The sequence below is a fragment of the Haematomicrobium sanguinis DSM 21259 genome, assembly GCF_000688395.1.
GTDB classification, from domain to species: Bacteria; Actinomycetota; Actinomycetes; order Actinomycetales; family Micrococcaceae; genus Haematomicrobium; species Haematomicrobium sanguinis.
Window position 1 is genome coordinate 119,727 of the sequence record NZ_JIAG01000006.1, and the last position, 20,105, is coordinate 139,831.

Genomic DNA, 20,105 nt, shown 5'->3' on the forward strand with positions numbered 1-20,105 from the left:
CCGGCTACCCCCAGCGCTACCTGTGAGGATTCCCGCGAATGTGTACCCTAGTCTGCCATCGTTTGATGTCGTTCGCATAAGTTATCCACAGTTTTGACAGATTTGGTGCGAACCCGTTCTCAAACTCGCCAAAGTGAAGCAGAATGACTCTCACTACTGAAAGGCACACCGTGCCTGGCTCAGGATGAACACAATGGGGGATCATGGCTCAGAATCAGGGGACTCAGCGCACGGAAGCGGCTCGGCTCAAAGCGCCGTCGTGGAAAGATCCCAAGCTGCTCATCGGGGTGCTGCTGGTATTGCTCTCGGTGGTGGGCGTGGTGTTCCTCGTCAATGCAGCTAAAAATACGAGCTCCTATTACGCGCTGAAAACCGATCTTGCGGCAGGCTCGCCGCTCTCACCGGACAACCTCACCGTCGTCGAGGCGAATCTGGGCACACAGGCGGAAAACTACCTCCCGGCGACTCAAGACATTCCCTCCAATTCGGTCCTGCAGCGGTTCGTCAAGGCTGGCGACCTACTCGCCAAGGACGTGATGACGAGCGGCGAGGAGATGGATCGCAAGCCGTTTGGATTGATTGTGGAGGATCCGCTTGCGTCCACGGTGACAAGCGGAGACACCGTGGATGTGTGGGTCTCGTTGCCGGGCGAGGATCGGCAATTTCAAGACCCGGTCCGTTTGATTGAACGTGCCGAGATCGCCGAGATCGATCGCGGCGACACGGGTTTCTCCTCCACCACAAAAACAACTGTCCAATTGCTCCTGCCGGACAACGAACTGCCCGCAATCATCAAAGCGGTCAACTCGCAAGCACGCATCTCCCTGGTGCCAAGCGTCAGAGCGGCATCATGAATATTTCGGTTGCGACAGTGGGTGCGCTCGCCTCAACGCATACCGATGCCCTCGAGGCGCTGCGCGGAGAAATCACCGTTTTCAGACGGTGCGACGAACTCACCGAGGCTATCGCGCTTGCCGAAGTCGGCCGGATCGACATCATTGTGCTCTCCGAGGCTTCCCCTGACCTTGACGCGACGCTCATTGAGCGCTTGGGCCAGAGCAACGTCAAGGTCATCGTCATGGATGATGGCTCGCAAACCGAACGCGCCCGCGCGCTCAACATCGCCACCGTATCTGACGTTGCCGAAGTTGATGCGCTCGTCAACGTCATCACTGCGGTGCACCGGGGCCAGCTTGGCGGCGAGAGAGCTCGGCCGGGTGCGGAGAGCTACGCGCGCTCCAGCACGGGCGAGTTGCCTGCGGATGAGTTTGACCGGAATGCGATCACCGGCGATTTTTCCCCATCGGAGAAGCACGACGGCGATGCCTCGCCTCGCCGTCTCGGCTCGCCTTTGAGCGCGCGTCACCACATACCCCAGGATGGGGAGCAGTCGGAGGAGGGGGAGTTGCGCGGTGACTCCCCACTTGGTCATGGAAAGGTCATCGCGGTGTGGGGTCCTTTGGGTGCCCCGGGCACAAGCACGGTTGCGGTCAACCTTGCCGCTGAGCTCGCCCTCGAAGGCGAACAGGTCATCCTCATTGATGCCAACACCTACGGGGCGTCAATTGCCGGGATGCTCGGCCTCTTGGATGAATCAGCGGGACTTGCCGGCGCCTGCAGGCAAGCCGACCAAGGGCTGCTGACTCCGCAATCGCTCCAGTCCCTGGTGCTCAACATCTCGATTCTGGGGGCCCGTCTGCAAGTGCTTACCGGGCTCGCTCTCTCCTCACGCTGGATGGAAGTGCGAGCTGCCGCCCTGGAGAAAGTCATTTCCTGTGCCGCACAATGCGCCACCACCGTGGTGATAGATGTTGGGTTCGCTCTGGAGTCAAGCGACGAACTCTCCTGGGACTCTCCGGTGCCGCGGCGCAACGCGGCAACCTTGCGCTCCTTAGATAGGGCAGAGGAAATCGTGGCAGTGGGAAGCGCAGACAGTGTGGGTGTGCCCCGATTGATCAACGCTTTGGGGGACTTAGCCGAAAACGGGTACACCGCAAGTCTCAAGGTAGTGCTCAATAAGGTTCGTGCCGGCGCGGTCGGTTCGCATCCGGAGCGACAGTTGAGCGCAGCATGGGAGCGATACTCTCCTGTGTCCAAAATCACAGCCTTCTTACCCTTTGATCCAACGGTGTTGGACAAGGCGCTTTTGGCCGGAAAAACCTTGGCGGAAACCGGGCCCGAATCCGAGCTGCGGCGCGGGATTCGAGGGCTTGTGATCTCTCACCCAGAGGCGCCCCGACGCAGAGGCGTGCGCAAGGAAAAAGTCAAAGTGAAGTTTTCTAGAAACGGCGATAGGCTCGAAGGTGACGGGGCGCAAAGGGGCGCCTCAAGTAAGCACATTTGAGAGGCACATCCATGTCGTCGGGTATCCAGAATCTGGATTCACAGCAACGCAACGAAATTTGTCAGAAACTTCAGGAAAGTTATTACCGACTACTGGATCCCGCAGATCTTCAGGGCCATGACGAGAGCGAAATGTCTGAACGCATCGTCGAACACTATGCCCTTGCGACCAACCGCACTAAAGGCGAGGTCAACATCGACGTTGTCGACTTTGAGGACTCGTCGCTCTTAATCATCGTCACCGACGATATGCCGTTCCTTGTCGATTCGGTCATGGCAGAGATCGTCAAAGAAGCGCTGGCCATCCGCCTGGTCATCCACCCGACCTACGTCGTCACCCGAGACATGAGCACTGGGGAGCTCGTCGACGTGATCGATGTGCCCACCAATGTTGCCGTTTCTAGTGGCGACACTGCCACGCTCCCGAACCTTAGCGCGTTGAAAACGGGAGAGAACCAGACAACCGTCATAGAGTCGTGGATTGCCATTGAGCTCGGCAAGATTGATGACGCCCAGCGTGCCACCCTGATCGAACGCCTCGGCAAGGTTCTTCATGACGTCAAGCTTGCAGTGGAAGATTGGCCACGCATGCGCTTTGCCGCCCGCGAGGCTGTTAAGGCCCTTAAGGACGTTCCGGCAGGATCCGGCGTGGCCAACATCGACCAAGCGGAAGAATTTCTCACCTGGCTCGACGAGGGAAATTTCACCTTCCTCGGATACCGCGAATACGAACTGCGCGAGGTCGAGGGCCATAACGCCCTCGAAGTAGTCCCGGAAAGCGGCCTTGGCGTGCTCCGGGACGCACCGAGCTCCAAACCGGTCCAACTGCTGACCGACGCCGGGGATGCAAAGGCGCGGGAGAAAGATCCGCTTATTATCACGAAAGCCAATTCCCGCTCCACGGTGCACCGCGGGAGTTGGTTGGACTACGTCGGCGTCAAAAAATTTGATGCCGAAGGCAATGTCACCGGTGAACGCCGCTTCATTGGACTTTTCGCAACCCGCGCTTACACCACCTCGGTACGTGACATTCCGGTCATTAAAGACAAGGTCGCCGCGGTCCTGAAGAATTGCGGGTTCCCCGCAGACTCTCACTCGGGTAAGGACCTCGTGACCATCCTTGAGACGTACCCCAGGGACGAACTGTTTCAAATGTCGACGGCGGAAATGGAAGAAGCCGCCATCGGCATCCTAAGACTTCAAGAACGGCGCCAAACTCGGGTCTTTTTGCGCCCCGATGTTTATGGTCGCTTCATGTCTGCCGTCGTGTTTTTGCCGCGAGATCGGTACACCACCAACGTTCGATTGCGCATGGAGGCCGAGTTGCGACGCGTCTTCAATGCAGAGTCGATCGACTTCGAAGCACGCATGAGCGATTCGGCGCTCACCCGGGTGTTCTTCCGAATTCGACTGCCGCGCGGCGCGAAGGTCAGCGACGTCAGTGCTAGCGAACTAGAAAGGAAGCTGGCCGCGGCGACCCGCTCGTGGTCCGAAGGCATTGAAGAAGTGTCGCGCCAGCGCTTCGATGTCGCAACCGCGCGAGATCTCAGCGCACGCTGGTCCGAAGCATTCCCGGCCGCATACCGCGTCGACTATGAAGTCGAAGACGCCATTGATGACATCGAACGCCTTCGCCAGGCCGCCCAAAGCGAAAACGGTGTCCCGGTGCTCCATGTGTATGTCCCCAAGGAGACCCCCGCCGAAGAGGGGAATTTCGCGCGGCTTCTGGTGTATTTGAAGGAACCCCAGAGCCTGACCCAGCTCCTGCCGACGTTGCAAAATATGGGCCTGGAGGTCATGGACGAAAAGCCGTACGAGGTTACTCCCGCGGGCGAGGATTCCATGTACATTTACGACCTCGGTTTGCGCTACCCCGACGGAGTAGACCCGGTGGACGCGGCAACGCTGTTGGAAGAGGGATTTGCCGCCGGGGTCACCGGTCAGAGCGAGTCGGACAGCTTTGACCGACTCATCCTCCGCGAATCACTGCCCTGGCGGTCCGTGGCAATGTTGCGAGCCTACGCCAAGTACTTGGGTCAATTGGGTTCGCAAAGTTCCTACGGTTTCCTGGCGGATAATTTGGTCGCCAACCCGGAGGTTTCCAAAGCATTGGTCGCCCTCTTTGAAGCAAGCTTCGACCCCGCAGTTGACGAAGCCGATCGTCCCGCCCGTATCGAAGCCGCCCGCGCTGAACTCTCGGCGGGTCTGGAGAAGGTTCCGACCCTGGATGCAGACCGGGTACTGCGTTCCCTCGCTGAACTCATCGAGTGCACGCTACGCACCAACTACTTCCAGGGCAAAGATTACTTCAGCTTCAAAATCAACACGCGCAAGGTGTCTGGAGCGCCATTTCCTCGGCCGGAATTTGAGGTATGGGTGTACTCCCCGCAGGTCGAAGGCGTCCACTTGCGATTCGGGAAGGTCGCTCGTGGCGGTTTGCGGTGGTCGGATCGACGCGAAGATTTCCGCACCGAAATCCTCGGACTCGTCAAGGCGCAAACCGTCAAGAATGCCGTGATTGTGCCGACCGGAGCCAAGGGCGGATTCTTCCCCAAGCAATTGCCCGATCCCGCGGTGGACCGCAACGCCTGGTTGGAGGAAGGCAAGTCCAGCTACACCACGTTCATCTCAGGTCTGTTGGATATCACCGACAACCTGGAAGACCAGGGTGGTGCTCAAGCGGTCGTTCCGCCGCAAAACGTCGTCCGACACGATGCCGATGACACCTACCTCGTCGTCGCGGCAGACAAGGGCACCGCCACCTTCTCTGACTTGGCGAACTCCATTTCGGCGCAATACAACTTTTGGCTGGGGGACGCTTTTGCCTCGGGCGGGTCAGTGGGCTATGACCACAAAGCCATGGGCATCACCGCGCGCGGTGCGTGGGAGTCGGTCAAGAGCCACTTTGCCGAGTTCAACGTTGACACCCAAACGCAGGACTTCACGGTTGCCGGTATTGGCGATATGAGCGGTGACGTCTTCGGCAACGGCATGCTGCTCTCCGAGCACATCCGGCTCATTGCCGCGTTCGATCACCGCCACATATTCCTGGATCCCAACCCCGATGCCGCCAGCAGTTTCCAAGAGCGCAAACGCCTCTTTGAACTGCCCCGCTCCAGCTGGGATGACTATAACCGTGACCTCATTTCCGCCGGTGGCGGCGTGTACCCCCGATCGGTGAAATCGGTACCGATCAGCCCCGAGGTGCGGGCGGCCCTGGACCTCGGTGCGGACGTCACATCGATGAGCCCTCCGGATCTGCTTCAAGCCATCCTGCGCGCGCCGGCCGACCTGCTGTACAACGGCGGAATCGGAACCTATGTGAAGGCGTCAAGCGAGTCCAACCTGGAAGTGGGGGATAAGGCCAATGATGCCATCCGCGTCAACGGCAACGAGCTCCGTGTGAAAGTTGTGGGCGAGGGCGGAAACCTTGGCCTCACCCAACGCGGGCGTATCGAAGCTGCGCTCGGTGGCGTGCTGATCAACACCGACGCGATCGACAACTCCGCAGGCGTGGACTGCTCCGACCACGAGGTCAACATTAAGATTCTCGTTGACCAAATGGTGACCCAAGGAAAACTTCCGGGCGAAGAGCGCGCCGCCTTCATCGAGTCGATGACGGATAACGTTGCCACTCTCGTTTTGGCCGACAATATCGACCAAAACATGCTGCTCTTGAATGACAAGTACCAGGTCAAAGAGTGGTCGCCCAGTTACGAGCGGTTCATGGACTGGCTGGAAGCCAACGCCGGTCTCAACCGAGAACTCGAAGCACTGCCCACCACCAACGCGCTCCGCAAGCGAATCGACAAGGGGGCCGGACTGACCACCCCAGAGCTGTCGGTACTCGCGGCCTACGCCAAGATCGAATTGGCTAAGGCGCTCGTGGACAGCGACCTCGCCGATGATCCCTTCTTTGTCGACACCCTCGCCGCGTACTTCCCCGCACAAATCGGAGAACGGTTTGCCGCGGAACTGGCAGATCACCCCTTGCGCAAAGAGATCATTTGCACGATCGTGGCCAATGACATGATCAACATTGGCGGCATCACCTTTGCCTTCCGGGTCATGGAAGAAACCAGCGTCAATGAGGCGCAGGTGGCCCGAGCCTTCGTCGCACTCAATGAAATTTTCGGGTTCGAACGCTTTGCGCAGGCCATGCTCCAGCTACCCAAGGACTTCCCTACCGAGCAGTGGTGCCGCATCAATCTGGATGCTCGCCGGCTTCTGGACCGGGCAACCCGCTGGTTCATTAACCATTCGGCGAACACCGGGCCGGTTCAAACCGAAATCGATCGATTCGGCTCGGTTGTTCAGGAACTGTCGCCGCGCCTCATGCAGCTGCTTCAAGGCAATGACCTGGAGCGAGTTGAATCGGCGCTCGGCACCGGACGCGAATGGGGACTGCCAGAAGAATTGGCGGTGCGCTGGGCAGATCAGTTTGAGTCCTACACTCTCTTGGACATCACGCTCATTGCCGAGCGAGCCGAGGAGAGCCCGGCAAGCATTGCGGAGATTTACTACCGCGTGTATGACCAGTTCAACGTCGACGCACTACTGGAGCGCATTACGAGTTTGCCGCGCAAGGACCGTTGGCAGGCTCTTGCCCGTGCTGCGCTCCGCGACGACCTGTACAGCACCGCTGCCGACATCACGCTCGATATTGCGCGCACCACTCCGGCCGACGCCGCGGAGGGGGCGCAAGAACGCATGGATGTGTGGGTGGGGGCGAATCAGGACCGTCTGCAACGAACCAAGGCAATCTTCACCGAGGTGAACAAGCTCGTCAACGATGACATGGCTTCGCTCTCGGTCGCGTTGCGATCCTTGCGTTCCATCGTTCAGCACTAGGCCTCGGTACACCGCATGGCAATGTTCACCGGGCCCCTTGAGGCCTTTACCGGGTTCGAAGCGGGAGACGTCGAATGGTTGCACCTCTTGGTGGGGGATTGGCAACTGGTTGCGGACCTCGCGTTCGCCGATCTCGTGCTGTGGTTTCCGGCCGCAGAGGGCGGATTCGTCGCGTTGGCGCACGTGCGTCCCTCGACGGGGCTCACCGTGTTTCACGCCGACCCGGTTGGCGAACCCATTCCGCCAGCGCTCAAGGACATTGTGCAGAAGGCCTGGGATACTAAGTCTCTGGTGACGCAGGAGGACGTTTCGAGCGATACCGATGACGGCGTACGCATCGAAGCTGTCCCCATGGTGCGTGGATCGAGGCCGTTGGCGGTCATTACCAGCCACTTCGACTTGTCCTCGGCGCGCATGCCCTCACGGCTCGAACTCACCTATCGGCAGTCGGCCCGCGATCTGCTCGCCATGGGCGCCCTTGGGCTCTGGCCGGATTTCGCGACCCCGACCGGCGGGAAACGCGGCGCCCCGCGCGTGGGCGATGGCTTCGTGCGCTTGGACGTGGAGGGCAAGGTTCTCTACGCGAGCCCCAACGCTGTCTCCGCTTTCCGCCGGCTCGGCACCGAGGGCGCGCTAGAGGGCAATTTCTTGGCCGAGATCACGGCAGGGCTGTTGAAGGATCGGCGGCTCATCGACGAAACGCTGCCGCTGGTACTCACCGGCCGCATGCCGTGGCGCACCGAAGTGGAATCGCGGGGAGTCGCACTGACGCTGCGCGCGATTCCGTTGCGCAATACGCAGGGCCGTTTCGGTTCGCTCGTACTGTGCCGAGATGTCTCGGAACTGCGTCGGCGCGAAAAGGAACTGGTGAGCAAGGACGCCACCATCCGCGAAATCCATCACCGAGTCAAGAACAACTTACAAACGGTTGCCGCGCTGTTGCGTATGCAGTCGCGAAGAATGAATTCGGATGAGGGGCGGATGGGCTTGGAGCAGGCGATGCGCCGCGTCTCCACGATCGCGCTCGTGCACGAAACGCTTTCCCAGGGCCTGACCCAAGAGGTCGAATTCGACGAGATGATCGAGCGCCAATTCCACCTCAGCGCCGAAGTCGCTTCCAACGCGACCAACGTCCGCACCCGCATGGACGGCTCGTTCGGGGACATCCCGAGCGATTTGGCGACCCCGCTCGCCCTCGTCATTAATGAACTGGTGACCAACTCGGTGGAGCATGGTTTGCCGGACGGGGGAGAAGTGCGGCTCGTCGCGGACCGCACCATCAACGAAGCCGGAGAGACGATCCTCACCGTCCAGGTCATCGACAACGGCGTTGGGATGGACAACGAGCCCGGCCGCGAAGGCCTTGGCCTGCAAATTGTGCGCACGCTCGTCACGAGCGAACTCTCTGGAACTATACAGTGGGCCCCGGCCAAAAACGGGGGCACCGCGGTCACCCTCGTCATCCCGCTCAAAACCCCCAAATCGACTGTGCAGAACACGCACGCGACACGCCGTTAAAGCGTGCATTTTCTGCACAGTCGATTTCCACTGCGCACTTCTCTAGGGTCGACCGATCACACCTGCCGTCTCGGCGAAAAAGGTGGTGGGCAGGGCAGGTGAGCGCGGGTGCGCTTTGGTGAGGGACGACGGCGTGACCTCACCCCCTTAAGGCAACGCACCGCCGTCGTCCCTCACCAAAATCTATGTAGCGCGACACGCCGAGGAATCCGCGAAAACCTCGGCGTGTCGCGCTACATAGACGGGGGCGGGGGACCGTATCCACAGTCCCCCGCCCCGAAAAAATCTGAAATTGTGCCCTGCTTTAGGAAGCGCGCCTAGCGCGTGCGGCCCGGCGCTTGAGCGCCCGGCGCTCGTCCTCGCTCATGCCGCCCCACACGCCTGCGTCCTGACCGGTTTCGATGGCCCATTGCAAACACGTGTCAACTACTTGACACCGCCGACATACGCTCTTGGCTTCCTCAATTTGCAACAGGGCGGGACCGGTGTTCCCTACCGGGAAGAAAAGTTCCGGATCCTTATCCAGGCAGGCCGCTCGGCTACGCCAATCCATGTTGCTCACAAACTCCTTTGCTGCGTTCAGCCGCATCTTGTGAAAGTTTTCACTAACGCTTTCACAGTAAAGGGCCCCACCCTCGAGGCCCCTGTTTCTCTCGCTTTTAAGGGTTTCACGTAACCATCGGTGAAACAAGGGGTAAACAGCTACTAATTTGCGCCAGACGTGAGGTGTTGATCACACTTGGGCTTAGATATGCACTACCCTGACTATCTCTACTACAGTGCGATTGTGTCAAGAGTGAATCCACAGAACATTTCCCAGCCAACCCGCCCGCCTGCGGCGCTAGCCATTGCGCTCATTCTGCTCGCCGAGTCGGTTCTGCTTGCCGTGCTCGCGGTCCTCTCGGTGATCGATCTATTTATTAACCAGCCGATCTCGCTTGCCGGTTCGATCTTTCTGACGGTCCTTCTGGTCGCCTTCAGCGCCTGGCTTGCGGTCCTGGGCCACTTCCTGTTCCGCGGCTACCGCTGGACGCGCAATCCCGCTCTCGTGATCCAGCTCTTCGCCATCATCCTCGCGTTTCCTGCGTTCCAGGAAGGATTGCCGCTGGTGGGCTTCGCCATTCTGATTCCCGCAGTGATAGCGGTGGTCCTGCTCTTTACCCGCAGGGTTGTCGAATTCTTAGTCCGCACCACCGATTCATCGTCAGGCAACATCCACTGATTCCGAATCCTGTGGCGCGTACGTTTGTACCGCGATAGCTTGCGGGCCGCCGAGCACAAACGCCCGCCCGCGCGGGGCCGGGTATTCGGTTTCCAGCCGGTACCCGAAGTTTTCCGCGTCACCAGATTTATCGGGGGACAACAGTACGACGCCGTTGCCTCCACGAGCGCCCAGCGTCACCGGGCAACGGGCAAACAGTCCGGGACGATTCCCTGCCGTGGCCACAATCGTGAGGCCGGCATGCCCGAGGTCGGCGAGATCTTGTCCTGACGCAGGGGGCAATCGATCCATATCGTCGATGAGCAGAATGGGCGGCTGTTCGTCGAGGTCCCCGGCGCGGGCCCGACCAAGGAGCTCGCGGATTTCTGTCGCGGCCGCGGCGCTAGTGCCTTTTAAGATGTGGGCGTTCGGTCCTGCGATCACGGTGCCAATTCGTGTCAGAAGGCTCGATTTTCCGCTACCGCTCGAGCCAATGATGAGCAATAACGTTCCGGATTCAATCGTGATGACGTGTTCCCGGGTGGGATAGGCTGCAATCCCGAGGGAGACGCTCCACGGCGCGCCTTGTGTAGCTCTGTGCACGGACGCTATTGACGGAATGCCAGGGATGCTGGACGGCTCGCACGCATAGAACGGCAGCGGTTCGATCCTGAACCTCGGCTCTGGAGCAGTGAGCGTACGCGGCAACGGGTGCGTTGCCAAGTCTCGTTCGCGCAATTGGACCGTGGTGCCGGTGAAGGGATTGTCATTGGAGGGCTCGACGAGCGAACCTTGCAGGAAGCCGCGGCCCGGAATCGGTGTCGAGTGCGGCATTTTTGGTAGGAGCATGGTCATATCTTCGGCGCGCTCGTAGCTCAGGGTGACGCGGTTACTCGCCTCGGCGCTGAGCTTGGAGGTCAAGAGCTCGCGTTCGCCGGTGACGACAATGGTGATGTGTCGACGATAGGCCGGGCGGGCAAGTTCAATGAGTTTGTCCTCGATCCAGGTGTACCGTCCCTGCCGGAAAAGTGCTGACCAGGCACCCCAACCGGTGATGACCAGGCACATATGCGGGCCTGCTGTGTCAGCAGCAGTACCGGTATCACGTGCGGCTTGCATGGCGATCTCATGGAGCCGCTCGACAAAGCGCCCGGAATCGATCACACTCTCCTGGCTCTGGTACCCCGCGATCGCCCCGTGGCCCTGCAAGGAACCTAGAGTTCGGTCGCCGTCCATGATGTAGACGAGCGCATCCTCTTGCATGGAGAGAAGGTGTGAGATCAGGTGCCCGATCACCCTGGAGGTTCCAGACTGAGGGGAGCCCACCAGTGCGAGGTGACCGTGACGGTGCGGATTCCACTTCACCGGGGCAACACGTTGCTCAAAGGGCAGATCCTGGACGCCGAGGTCAATCTCGTCGCTCTCGGCCTCGGAGCTCTCGCCAACGAGGAGGGAGGCGGGCAGCGGGTCGCTCACCGGGCGGCGCACACGATCAGCGGGCTGCCACCGCGAGGTAAGCGCGGCAACCGCGCGCGGGAGCGCATCGGGGGCAGGAGCGATGGCGGGCCGCTCCCGAGCGGTGAGCCAGTGGGCAAAAGTTTGCACCGCTTCCGGTGCGAGTGCGTGTGCGCCGGCTCGTATCGCGGTGGATGCGGACTGGAATTCGAGCGGTTCGGTCTGGGCGATTTTGAGGTAGGCACGTCCCGGTGTTCTTGAGTCGATTGACGCCGCGATATCCGTGCCCGTGACGTCAATCGACTCGGCGGCGTGCGCCATCCGTAACGCCACCGTGGTGGTGATATTGGCGCGGATATCGGCATTCATGGCACCTTGCGGGCGTTGCGTGCACAGAATCAGGTGCAGGCCAAGCGAGCGACCAATCGTAGCGATGCGCATGAGCTCGGTCACCGCGGCAGGGCTTTCCTCGCTCAGCATCCGAAATTCGTCAACGACGATCACCAAGCGGGCTAGGCGCTCGCCCTCGGGGCTGAGCTCTCGATAGTGGCGCAGATCGGAGGCGTTGACTGCCCCGAAGAGTCGCTTTCGGTACCGGATCTCGGCACGCAGGCATTCGAGCGTGCGCTCGATCGACTCCAACCCCAAGTCGGTAATGAGTCCCGCGAAATGCGGCAACGGCTGAAAGGGAGCGAGACCGGCGCCGCCTTTGAAGTCGATCATGAGGAAATTGACGTCCCGGGGGCTGGCCGCGTGAGCCAGGGACAAAATCATTGAACGTAAGAGTTCGCTCTTGCCCGAGCCCGTGGTGCCCGCGACCAAAAAGTGTGGGCCGTCGCGTTCAAGATCGATCTCGACGATGCCTTCTTGAGAGAGCCCGATCGGGAAGCGCACCGTGGAGGCGACCTCGGCGGAGGTGCCTATTTCTACGGCGGCGGATTCATGGGCAGAGTTTTCGTCGGCGCCGCGCCCGGTGAGCGAGTCCAAGTCCACCATGGTGGGGAGAGTGCCGTTGGGATCGGCGGCCAGGGCGGATGCGTCACGATGATCAGAGACTCCACATGAATCCAGGAGCGCTTCGGTGCTTTGCGCGTCGGGAACAAACCGTTCCGGTTGGGTCATGCGCGGGTCAAAGAGTGTTCCGCGCGCCGGAGTGAGCTGGACGGTGACGGTGTGAGGTAACGCAACATCGCGGGGCGGGGTAGGGCGCGCCGAGTCGGTGATCCAGATGAGCGCGTCGGTCACGTCCACGTGGTCGGCAACCAGGTCGAGGTCGTCGGTGACAATTACGCGAGCGGTAGCCAAGCGGAGTAGGTCAAGGCGGTGCGGCGGCGTCACCGTGAGCCCGCTTGCGAACCGCCAGGGTTCAATCCAGGACGGGTTGCTACTTGTCAGGATGACCGGTGGAATACGCCCAACGCGGGAAAGGGCGCCGAGTTGAGCGAGGAGTTGGGTAGAGGGTGAGGGTTCTCCGGGGGTGGGGTTTCCCTCCTGCATCACCCTGGCAAAGACCCCTGGGCCAAGGTCAAGGGTCACCGGAAGGCGCTCTATTACGGAGAGCTGGGACGGCTCAAGGGGCGTGCCGTCGGCGTGTAGCAGCGGTGCCGTAATGGTCGTGAGGCCGAGGTTGATGGATCCGCACCAGGTCGATTTGTGGTCGGCGGGAGCGGCGTTGATCCCTTGCCCTGGTGAGCCCAGCGTCAGGAGGTGTGGCACTATGGTGGCCACTCGCCGTCGTAATTCAAAGGCGCGTGACGCTTGGGCGAGTTCGCGGCGGTACTTTTTGCCGCCGGGCGCCCCGAATATCCCGGCGATTCCGGTGATCGCGCCAACCGCGGAAAATGCCAAGAAGAACCAGGACGCGAACGCTACCGCCATGACAACTCCCAGTACCAGTGGAAGGAGAGCTCCCAAGAGCACGACGAACTTTCCGCGCGAGGAGGGCTGGGCTTTGATCTGGATAGGGGAAGCGGGAGGTCCGGGAAAGCGAAGCGGTTGCAAGAGATCGGCCGGGGAATAGACAGCGATTTCCGTGCTGCCAAGGTAGATGCGATCCCCAGAACGCAGCTCCTGACTGGACACCGGCGCTCCATTGACGAGGATTTTGCCGGAGTGGGGAGCAGCGTGGAGCCGAGCGTGGGCACCGGAAAGCTCGATTCTCGCGTGCTCGCGGGACATGCTCGGGTCTGCGATGCGCAGGTTGGCGGCACCGCGGCCAACCGTATAGGTACCGCGGCCAAGAGTGAAGGTCTTACCCATGTCCGGGCCATGCTCGATGCTGAGGATCAGCGAGGGGCCGGCGGCGGTGCGCATGGGAGAGGCTGGGGTTGGGCAGCGGCGTTCCGGCTGCCGGCGCGTCTGTTGTGGGGGCGCATCCGGTGGATGCAGGGCAATGACGGAGCCTGTGGGCAGGTGTTGCTCCAATGGCCCGGGGCCCAGAGCGGACGATTCAACAATGGGTATGCCGCCAAGGTGGTTTCGGCACCACGTGCTCAGATCCTCGCCACTTGCGGCCAGATCAGTATTGATAACGGCCGCCACGGGATCCGCGGTGATCCTCAGCGCGTGCGCGAGTGGATGCGTTGCGTGAGCAGGCGGATGGAATCCCTCGGCTCGGCGAATCCACACCTGGAGCTCCACTTCCGCTCCTTTCTGCCCGTGGTTGCTAACGACGATAGACCGGCGGTGCGCGCGGCGATGCTCCTAAGGTACGGCAGGGAGGAGGCGGGCGCGCGCCAGTATTGCCAATCTGTGGATAACTTTGAAGGATTGCTGGTGAGCTTGCTCACCCGGTTGGCGCCTTGCGGAGCCGGGAACCGGGGATTCTCGGTTTCACCAGGTAGTCTTTATGGTCGAGTACAGATGTCTAAACGGCGCTCGCCGTGTGAACAGGAGAAGCAGTGGATACTGATCTCGTGGTTGTTGGGTCGGGCTTTTTCGGCCTGACCGTTGCCGAACGGGCAGCAAACGAACTCGGCCTCAAGGTAGCGGTGCTGGACCGTCGCCACCACATTGGCGGCAATGCCTACAGTGAGAACGAAGCGCAGACGGGCATTGAGGTTCACCGGTACGGTGCGCACCTGTTTCATACCAGTAATGAGAAAGTCTGGAACTACGTCAACCAGTTCACCGACTTCACCAATTACGTGCACAAGGTCTACACACGTCACAACGGCGAGGTGTACCCCATGCCCATTAACTTGAGCACCATTAATCAGTTTTTCCGCTCCGCGTATTCGCCAAGCGAAGCGCGGGACTTGATCCTGGAGCAGGCTGGAGAGTTGGCGGGGACCGATCCCTCAAACCTGAACGACAAGGGCATTCAGCTCATCGGCCGGCCGCTCTACGAAGCGTTCATTAAGTACTACACCGGCAAGCAGTGGCAAACCGATCCGAAGGATTTGCCGGCGTCCATCATTTCGCGGCTCCCGGTGCGCTACAACTATGACAATCGCTACTTCAACGACAAGTACGAAGGTCTCCCGGTTGACGGGTACACCGCGTGGATCGAGCGAATGGCCGATCACCCCAATATTTCGGTGCATTTGAACACCGACTTCTTCGACGAGGGCGGCGAATTCTCCCGGTCTGCGGTGTCCGGCCAAGTTCCCGTGATCTACACCGGACCGGTGGACCGCTACTTTAATTACGCCGAGGGATCCTTGTCCTGGCGCACCATTGATTTGGAAGAGGAAGTCCTGCCCATTGAGGATTTCCAGGGTTGCCCGGTGATGAATTACCCGGACCAAGATGTTCCCTTCACCCGTATTCACGAGTTCCGGCATTTCCATCCCGAGCGTGACTACACCAAGGACGCGACGGTCATTATGCGCGAATTCTCCCGGTTTGCCGATGAGAACGATGAGCCGTACTACCCGATTAACACGGCCGATGACCGGTCCAAGTTGCTCGCGTACCGAGATTTGGCCAAGGACGAGAAATCGGTCCTCTTTGGTGGTCGCCTGGGTACCTATAAGTACCTGGACATGCACATGGCCATCGGTTCTGCGCTGAGCATGTTTGAAAACAAGATTCGCCCGCACTTCGCCGAAGGCGTGGCATTGGAAAGCGGGGGAGTGGACGCATGAGCGCAACGACCAACGAATCAGACAGCCAAAACCGGGTGCTTCTGCAGCGCGTAATTCTGCCGCAAGAAAGCCAGCAGGATTCTGCGATGCTTTACATCGATTCCGGTGTGGCATTCGGGGCGCAAATCAACACGATGACCGGCGGCGTCAAGAAGTCGGCCGGTGACAGTGATACTGCGGTAGCCGATACCGGCGCCTCAGGGTCGGTGGACATGCACCTCGAAGACGTCGAGTCTCGGCTATCTACCCGCGTGCGTCCCGGATCTCGCCTCTCCTTTGGCACCTATTTCAATGCGTTTCCCGCCAGCTACTGGCGTCGCTGGACCGAGATTGAGACGATCTCGCTGAGGGTTCGTACAGTGGGTGCAGGAAGCATCATTGTCTACAAATCCAACGCGCGCGGATCCATTCAGCACGAAAAGAGCATTCGCGTGTCGGGTACCACCACGACGGAAGTCGATCTGTCGCTTAAGGCTTTCGGCGACGGAGGCTGGTATTGGTTCGATGTGGTGACCGGTGCCGAGCCAATTGTTATGGAAGAAGCTTCCTGGTGGGGATACGCGCAGGAAAAGCCTCGGCCCAAACTCACCATGGAAATCACCACCATGGACAAGGTTGATTACTGCATGCGCAACCTGTCCGAATTGGGGGCACATCCTGAGGCGCTCGATCTGATCGACGAACTCCTGATCGTTGACCAAGGCAAGAAGCTGTTGGCAGAGGCCGAAGGTTTCTCCGAGGTCGCCGGACGACTCGGCGGGAAACTGCGCATCATCGAGCAAGATAACATCGGCGGCTCAGGCGGGTTCACCCGCGGAATGTATGAAGCCGTGCACAACGGCAGTGATTACGTGCTGCTCATGGATGATGACGTAGAACTTGAGCCCGAGTCCATCCAGCGGATGTTGACGTTTGCCACGTATTGCAAAAAGCCGACCATCGTAGGTGGTCATATGTTTGATTTGCACGCACGTTCAGTGCTGCATACTTTCGGTGAAACCGTGAATATGTGGTCCATTTTCCCGGATCAGCCGCTAGCCGAGCAGTATTTGGGCCATGACTTTGCGCGCTCGAACCTACGCACGACCTCTTGGATGCATCGTCGCGTTGACGTCGACTACAACGGGTGGTGGATGTGCATGATCCCCACCAAGATCATTAAAGAAATTGGCCTCTCGCTACCCCTGTTCCTCAAATGGGATGACTCAGAGTATGGGTTGCGAGCCAAAGCACAGGGCTTCCCCACCGTGTCCTTCCCCGGCGCTGCGGTGTGGCACATTTCGTGGGCAAATAAAGATGACGGTGTGGGGTGGCAGTCGTACTACCACTGCCGCAATCGCCTGATTACCGGCTTGTTGCACAGCCCGTATCGCGGCGGTGGCAACGTTGTTGGTCTCACCGGAGCTATCGATTTCAAGCACCTTATTTCCATGCAGTACTACACCTCGGCTTTACGCGCCATGGCGCAAGAAGACATTTTTGAGGGTCCGGAAGCGCTCTTCCGGTTGCAGGCTGAACGGCTGGGCGAGATACGTCAGTTGAGTGCAGAATTCACCGACGCGCAGATGAAGTCGGAGCCGGACGACTTCCCCGAAATTAAGGTCAGTAAGCCGCCAAAACACGGTGGTAAGCTCACAAGCCCGTCATATCTGTTCCTCCTACCCAACTTGCTCAAGACCATGGTGAAACAGGTTTTGCCGGTTTCTCAGGAGCGCCAAGACCACCCGCAAGGTCAGATACCGCACATCGACAATCGTTGGTGGCGGCTGTCCAAATTCGACTCGGTGTTGGTTTCCAATGCCGAAGGCACAGCTATGTCCTGGTACAAACGGCAACCAAAGGTTGTGCGAGAGGGACTGGCAAATGTCGCTAAGCAGAACATGCAATTGCGGTTGAAGTGGAATAGCCTCACCAAACAGTACCGCGAGGCACTGCCCCGAATTACCTCCTTCGATGCGTGGGAAAAGGCGTTTGAGAAGCACACCAAGAATGAGTTTCGTCCGTGAGTGAACAAGGTTTGATCACCCCCGGTCACGGGGGTGGTTTCCGTGAGGTTTTCCGCAATAAGTACTTGCTAAAGCTTCTGGTTTCCAAAGAAGTCAAGGTCCGCTACCGTGGCTCCGTCCTGGGCATCCTGTGGTCCTATTTCAAGCCTGCCGTGCAATTCCTCGTGTTTTGGGTGGCTATCGGGCACTTCTTGAACATGAATTCGCAAGTGCCCAACTTCCCAATCTATCTATTTAGCGGCATTATTCTCATTAACTTTTTTACCGAGGCGCTGAGCAACGCCAGCCGCTCGATCGTGGGTAATGGCGGTCTCATCAACAAGATCTACCTGCCGCGAGAGCTCTTCCCTGTCGCGTCGGTGTGGGTTTCGGCGATTCACTTTGTGCCTCAACTGGTCATTATGATCGCCGCCTCGCTTTTTTTCGGCTGGCGTCCTGGACTAATGGAACTGGGAGCCGCAGTTGCTGCCTTTGTGATCGTGGCTTTACTCGCAACCGGGCTCGGCCTCTTCTTTGGTGCGGTCAACGTGTACTTCCGCGACTCGGAAAACTTTGTTGACATGCTCTTGATGATCGCAACCTGGGCTTCCCCCGTGTTGTACATCTGGACCATGGTCCGCAATGCCCTCGGGGACGTGGGAATGATGATTTACCAAATCAACCCGCTCACTCCGGCCGTGGAACTGTTCCACTATGCCTTTTGGCTACCAACCACCGACCGCTCACCGGATCAGCTGGTCAATGCCATGCCGCCGCACCTCTTTACCTTGTGGACGCCGGTGGCACTAGGTGTGGCGCTCCTCATCCTGATACTTGGCCAATTCACCTTTAGCCGGCTTGAGGGCCGCTTCGCCCAGGAGCTCTAAACGTTGAGTACCGCAATCGATGTACAGTCCGTCTCCAAGGAGTTTGTCCTCAGGCATACTCGGTCCATCAAAGAGGCCTTCGTGTGGCTCATCAAGGGCCGCAAGGGCGAGTTGAGCGAGAAATTCCACGCTCTCAAAGATGTCAACCTGCACGTCAAACAGGGCGAAACGGTCGCGCTCCTGGGCCTGAATGGATCGGGAAAATCCACACTCCTGAAGCACATCTCGGGTGTGATGCTTCCAGACTCGGGCACGGTCAAAACTCGCGGCAAAGTCGCGGGGCTGATTGAAGTGGGTGCTGGTTTTCATCCAGACCTCACCGGTCGCGACAACGTGTACCTGAACGGCGCGATCCTCGGCATGAGCCAAAAGGAGATCGACGTACGCTTCGATTCGATCCTGGCGTTCGCCGAGATCGACCAATTCATCGACACCGAGGTCAAGTTTTATTCCTCGGGCATGTACCTTCGCTTGGCCTTCTCTGTGGCGGTTCATACCAACCCCGAGGTGTTCCTCGTGGATGAAATCCTTGCCGTCGGCGACGAACCCTTCCAAAAGAAGTGCATCGCGAAGATCAAGGAACTCGTCGCTCAAGGGCAGACGCTCGTGGTGGTTTCGCATGACCTGGACCTTGTCGCCCAAATTTGCCAGCGCGGCGTGGTCCTTGACCACGGCAATGTGGTATTTGACGGCAAGATCGATGACGCAGTGCGCAAACTTCGAGGCTAGGGACTAAAAGTCATGGCACACGGACGCGAGCGTATCGCCCGGAGGAGACTGCTTACCCTGGCCTTAGCCCTCCCAACCCTCGCCGCATGCTCACCCCGCCCCGCGCTCTCGCAGCCGCCCGAGCCCTCGGGCGCATTTCCTGTCACTATTGAGCACAGCCTTGGATCCAGCACGATTCCCGCGCCAGCTGAACGGATTCTCACCCTGAGCGGTGCCGACGCCGATATTGCCGTCGCGCTGGGCCGCCTACCTGTCGCCATGGATGATTCGGCAAACTCTGAATGGATGGGTATCGCGGAAGTCGCCCTTGGCCAGGGCATTGCACCGCGATTCTCTAATGCTGAAGGCATTAACTTCGAGGCCATTCGCGAGTTCGCACCAGATCTCATCCTTGCGCTCGAGGCGGGCTTGGACTCCACCTCGTACGCGCAACTTGCAGAGATCGCGCCGACAATTGCACGCCTGAGCGATCATCAGGACTCCCTTGAAGCACCCTTGTGGTTGCGAAATACCGAGGCTGCCGCACGCGCCCTGGGGTACCAGAGTCAACTTGAGAAAGTAAAGAACGACGTCGATGCCTCCTTTGCGGCATTGCCCACCATTTATCCCGGGCTGGCAGGGTCGAGCCTGGCAATGGTCATCTCGCAAGTTGACGTGGGGGCGGACTTTCTCATGTATCGCGGCAATTCGGTTCAAATGACGAACTTGCAGCGCATGGGCACCGTCATGGCGGAAGAGAGCCGTGCGCTTGAGCAAACGGGGACCGCGGTAGAAGAGAACCCGAGCGTTGTGGGTCTGTCCGAAGATGCCGCCCAACAATTGCGTGCCCAAGCCGTCTTGATCGAGTTGGACCCGCGTTCAACGACAGAAAACCTTGGGTCTGCATCTCAGATACCTGCGGTGGTCAACGGCGCGTTTTCAATCCTGGCCGGTGACCCACTGCGTGCGCTGGGAACGCCGTCGCCGCTGGCCGCAAAGTTTGCGTGCGAGAGGGTAGCCTCAGAAGCGGCAAAGGCCGCTTATACCGGCAGTGGCGGTAGCGAGTAAC

The 20,105-nt window shown here is 59.6% G+C and carries 12 protein-coding genes; 10 read left to right on the top strand and 2 right to left on the bottom strand.

Annotated features, from left to right (window positions below; all coding sequences use genetic code 11):
* Nucleotides 1-203 precede the first annotated feature (203 nt).
* The 4 genes from O148_RS0107040 to O148_RS0107055 are packed head-to-tail and all read left to right on the top strand — an operon-like array spanning nt 204 to nt 8,712.
* The gene (locus tag O148_RS0107040) at nt 204-854 is read left to right on the top strand and encodes an SAF domain-containing protein (RefSeq protein WP_026530346.1); all 651 of its coding nucleotides are present in this window, start codon (nt 204-206) and stop codon (nt 852-854) included.
* Nucleotides 851-2,344 carry a CpaE/TadZ family protein gene (locus O148_RS0107045; protein ID WP_026530347.1) on the top strand — a complete coding sequence of 498 codons (1,494 nt, stop codon included), beginning with the start codon at nt 851-853 and terminating at the stop codon, nt 2,342-2,344. The genes O148_RS0107040 and O148_RS0107045 overlap by 4 nt, the downstream gene beginning before the upstream one ends.
* Before the next feature lie 11 nt (nt 2,345-2,355).
* A complete protein-coding gene (locus O148_RS0107050) occupies nt 2,356-7,194 on the top strand; it encodes an NAD-glutamate dehydrogenase (protein WP_026530348.1) in 4,839 nt (1,612 codons plus the stop codon).
* A 15-nt stretch (nt 7,195-7,209) separates the two neighbouring features.
* Nucleotides 7,210-8,712, top strand: coding sequence for a sensor histidine kinase (locus tag O148_RS0107055; RefSeq protein ID WP_026530349.1), 1,503 nt, complete (start codon nt 7,210-7,212; stop codon nt 8,710-8,712).
* A 304-nt stretch (nt 8,713-9,016) separates the two neighbouring features.
* On the opposite strand, the gene O148_RS0107060 is transcribed toward O148_RS0107055, so the two are convergent.
* On the bottom strand, nt 9,017-9,265 hold the full coding sequence (locus tag O148_RS0107060; protein WP_026530350.1) for a WhiB family transcriptional regulator: 249 nt from the start codon (nt 9,263-9,265) through the stop codon (nt 9,017-9,019).
* A 243-nt stretch (nt 9,266-9,508) separates the two neighbouring features.
* Between O148_RS0107060 and O148_RS15375 the strand changes: the two genes are divergently transcribed.
* Nucleotides 9,509-9,934, top strand: coding sequence for a hypothetical protein (locus tag O148_RS15375; protein WP_035745298.1), 426 nt, complete (start codon nt 9,509-9,511; stop codon nt 9,932-9,934).
* Here the strand turns inward: O148_RS15375 and O148_RS0107070 are convergent.
* Nucleotides 9,917-13,681, bottom strand: coding sequence for an FtsK/SpoIIIE domain-containing protein (locus O148_RS0107070; protein ID WP_026530351.1), 3,765 nt, complete (start codon nt 13,679-13,681; stop codon nt 9,917-9,919). The two genes, O148_RS15375 and O148_RS0107070, sit on opposite strands and share 18 nt — an antisense overlap.
* 587 nt (nt 13,682-14,268) lie before the next feature.
* Here O148_RS0107070 and glf point away from each other — a divergent pair.
* Genes glf through O148_RS0107100 form a run of 5 tightly spaced genes read left to right on the top strand, consistent with a single transcriptional unit; the run spans nt 14,269 to nt 20,104 of the window.
* A complete protein-coding gene (glf, locus tag O148_RS0107080) occupies nt 14,269-15,456 on the top strand; it encodes a UDP-galactopyranose mutase (RefSeq protein WP_026530353.1) in 1,188 nt (395 codons plus the stop codon).
* Complete coding sequence (locus O148_RS0107085; RefSeq protein ID WP_026530354.1) at nt 15,453-17,462, top strand: glycosyltransferase; 2,010 nt, start codon at nt 15,453-15,455, stop codon at nt 17,460-17,462. The genes glf and O148_RS0107085 overlap by 4 nt, the downstream gene beginning before the upstream one ends.
* Nucleotides 17,459-18,328, top strand: coding sequence for an ABC transporter permease (locus tag O148_RS0107090; RefSeq protein WP_026530355.1), 870 nt, complete (start codon nt 17,459-17,461; stop codon nt 18,326-18,328). Before O148_RS0107085 ends, O148_RS0107090 begins: the two co-directional genes overlap by 4 nt.
* A gap of 3 nt (nt 18,329-18,331) precedes the next feature.
* A complete protein-coding gene (locus O148_RS0107095; protein WP_026530356.1) occupies nt 18,332-19,057 on the top strand; it encodes an ABC transporter ATP-binding protein in 726 nt (241 codons plus the stop codon).
* Between the two features lie 12 nt (nt 19,058-19,069).
* The gene (locus O148_RS0107100; RefSeq protein ID WP_075204311.1) at nt 19,070-20,104 is read left to right on the top strand and encodes an ABC transporter substrate-binding protein; all 1,035 of its coding nucleotides are present in this window, start codon (nt 19,070-19,072) and stop codon (nt 20,102-20,104) included.
* Nucleotide 20,105 lies beyond the last annotated feature (1 nt).

Bases quoted from the DNA above. Each gene is read 5' to 3' on its own strand.
- O148_RS0107040 (WP_026530346.1), top strand. From the start codon at position 204: ATGGCTCAGAATCAGGGGACTCAGCGCACGGAAGCGGCTCGGCTCAAA.
- O148_RS0107045 (WP_026530347.1), top strand. From the start codon at position 851: ATGAATATTTCGGTTGCGACAGTGGGTGCGCTCGCCTCAACGCATACC.
- O148_RS0107050 (WP_026530348.1), top strand. From the start codon at position 2,356: ATGTCGTCGGGTATCCAGAATCTGGATTCACAGCAACGCAACGAAATT.
- O148_RS0107055 (WP_026530349.1), top strand. From the start codon at position 7,210: ATGGCAATGTTCACCGGGCCCCTTGAGGCCTTTACCGGGTTCGAAGCG.
- O148_RS0107060 (WP_026530350.1), bottom strand. From the start codon at position 9,265: ATGGATTGGCGTAGCCGAGCGGCCTGCCTGGATAAGGATCCGGAACTT.
- O148_RS0107070 (WP_026530351.1), bottom strand. From the start codon at position 13,681: ATGCGCACCGCCGCCGGCCCCTCGCTGATCCTCAGCATCGAGCATGGC.
- O148_RS0107085 (WP_026530354.1), top strand. From the start codon at position 15,453: ATGAGCGCAACGACCAACGAATCAGACAGCCAAAACCGGGTGCTTCTG.
- O148_RS0107100 (WP_075204311.1), top strand. From the start codon at position 19,070: ATGGCACACGGACGCGAGCGTATCGCCCGGAGGAGACTGCTTACCCTG.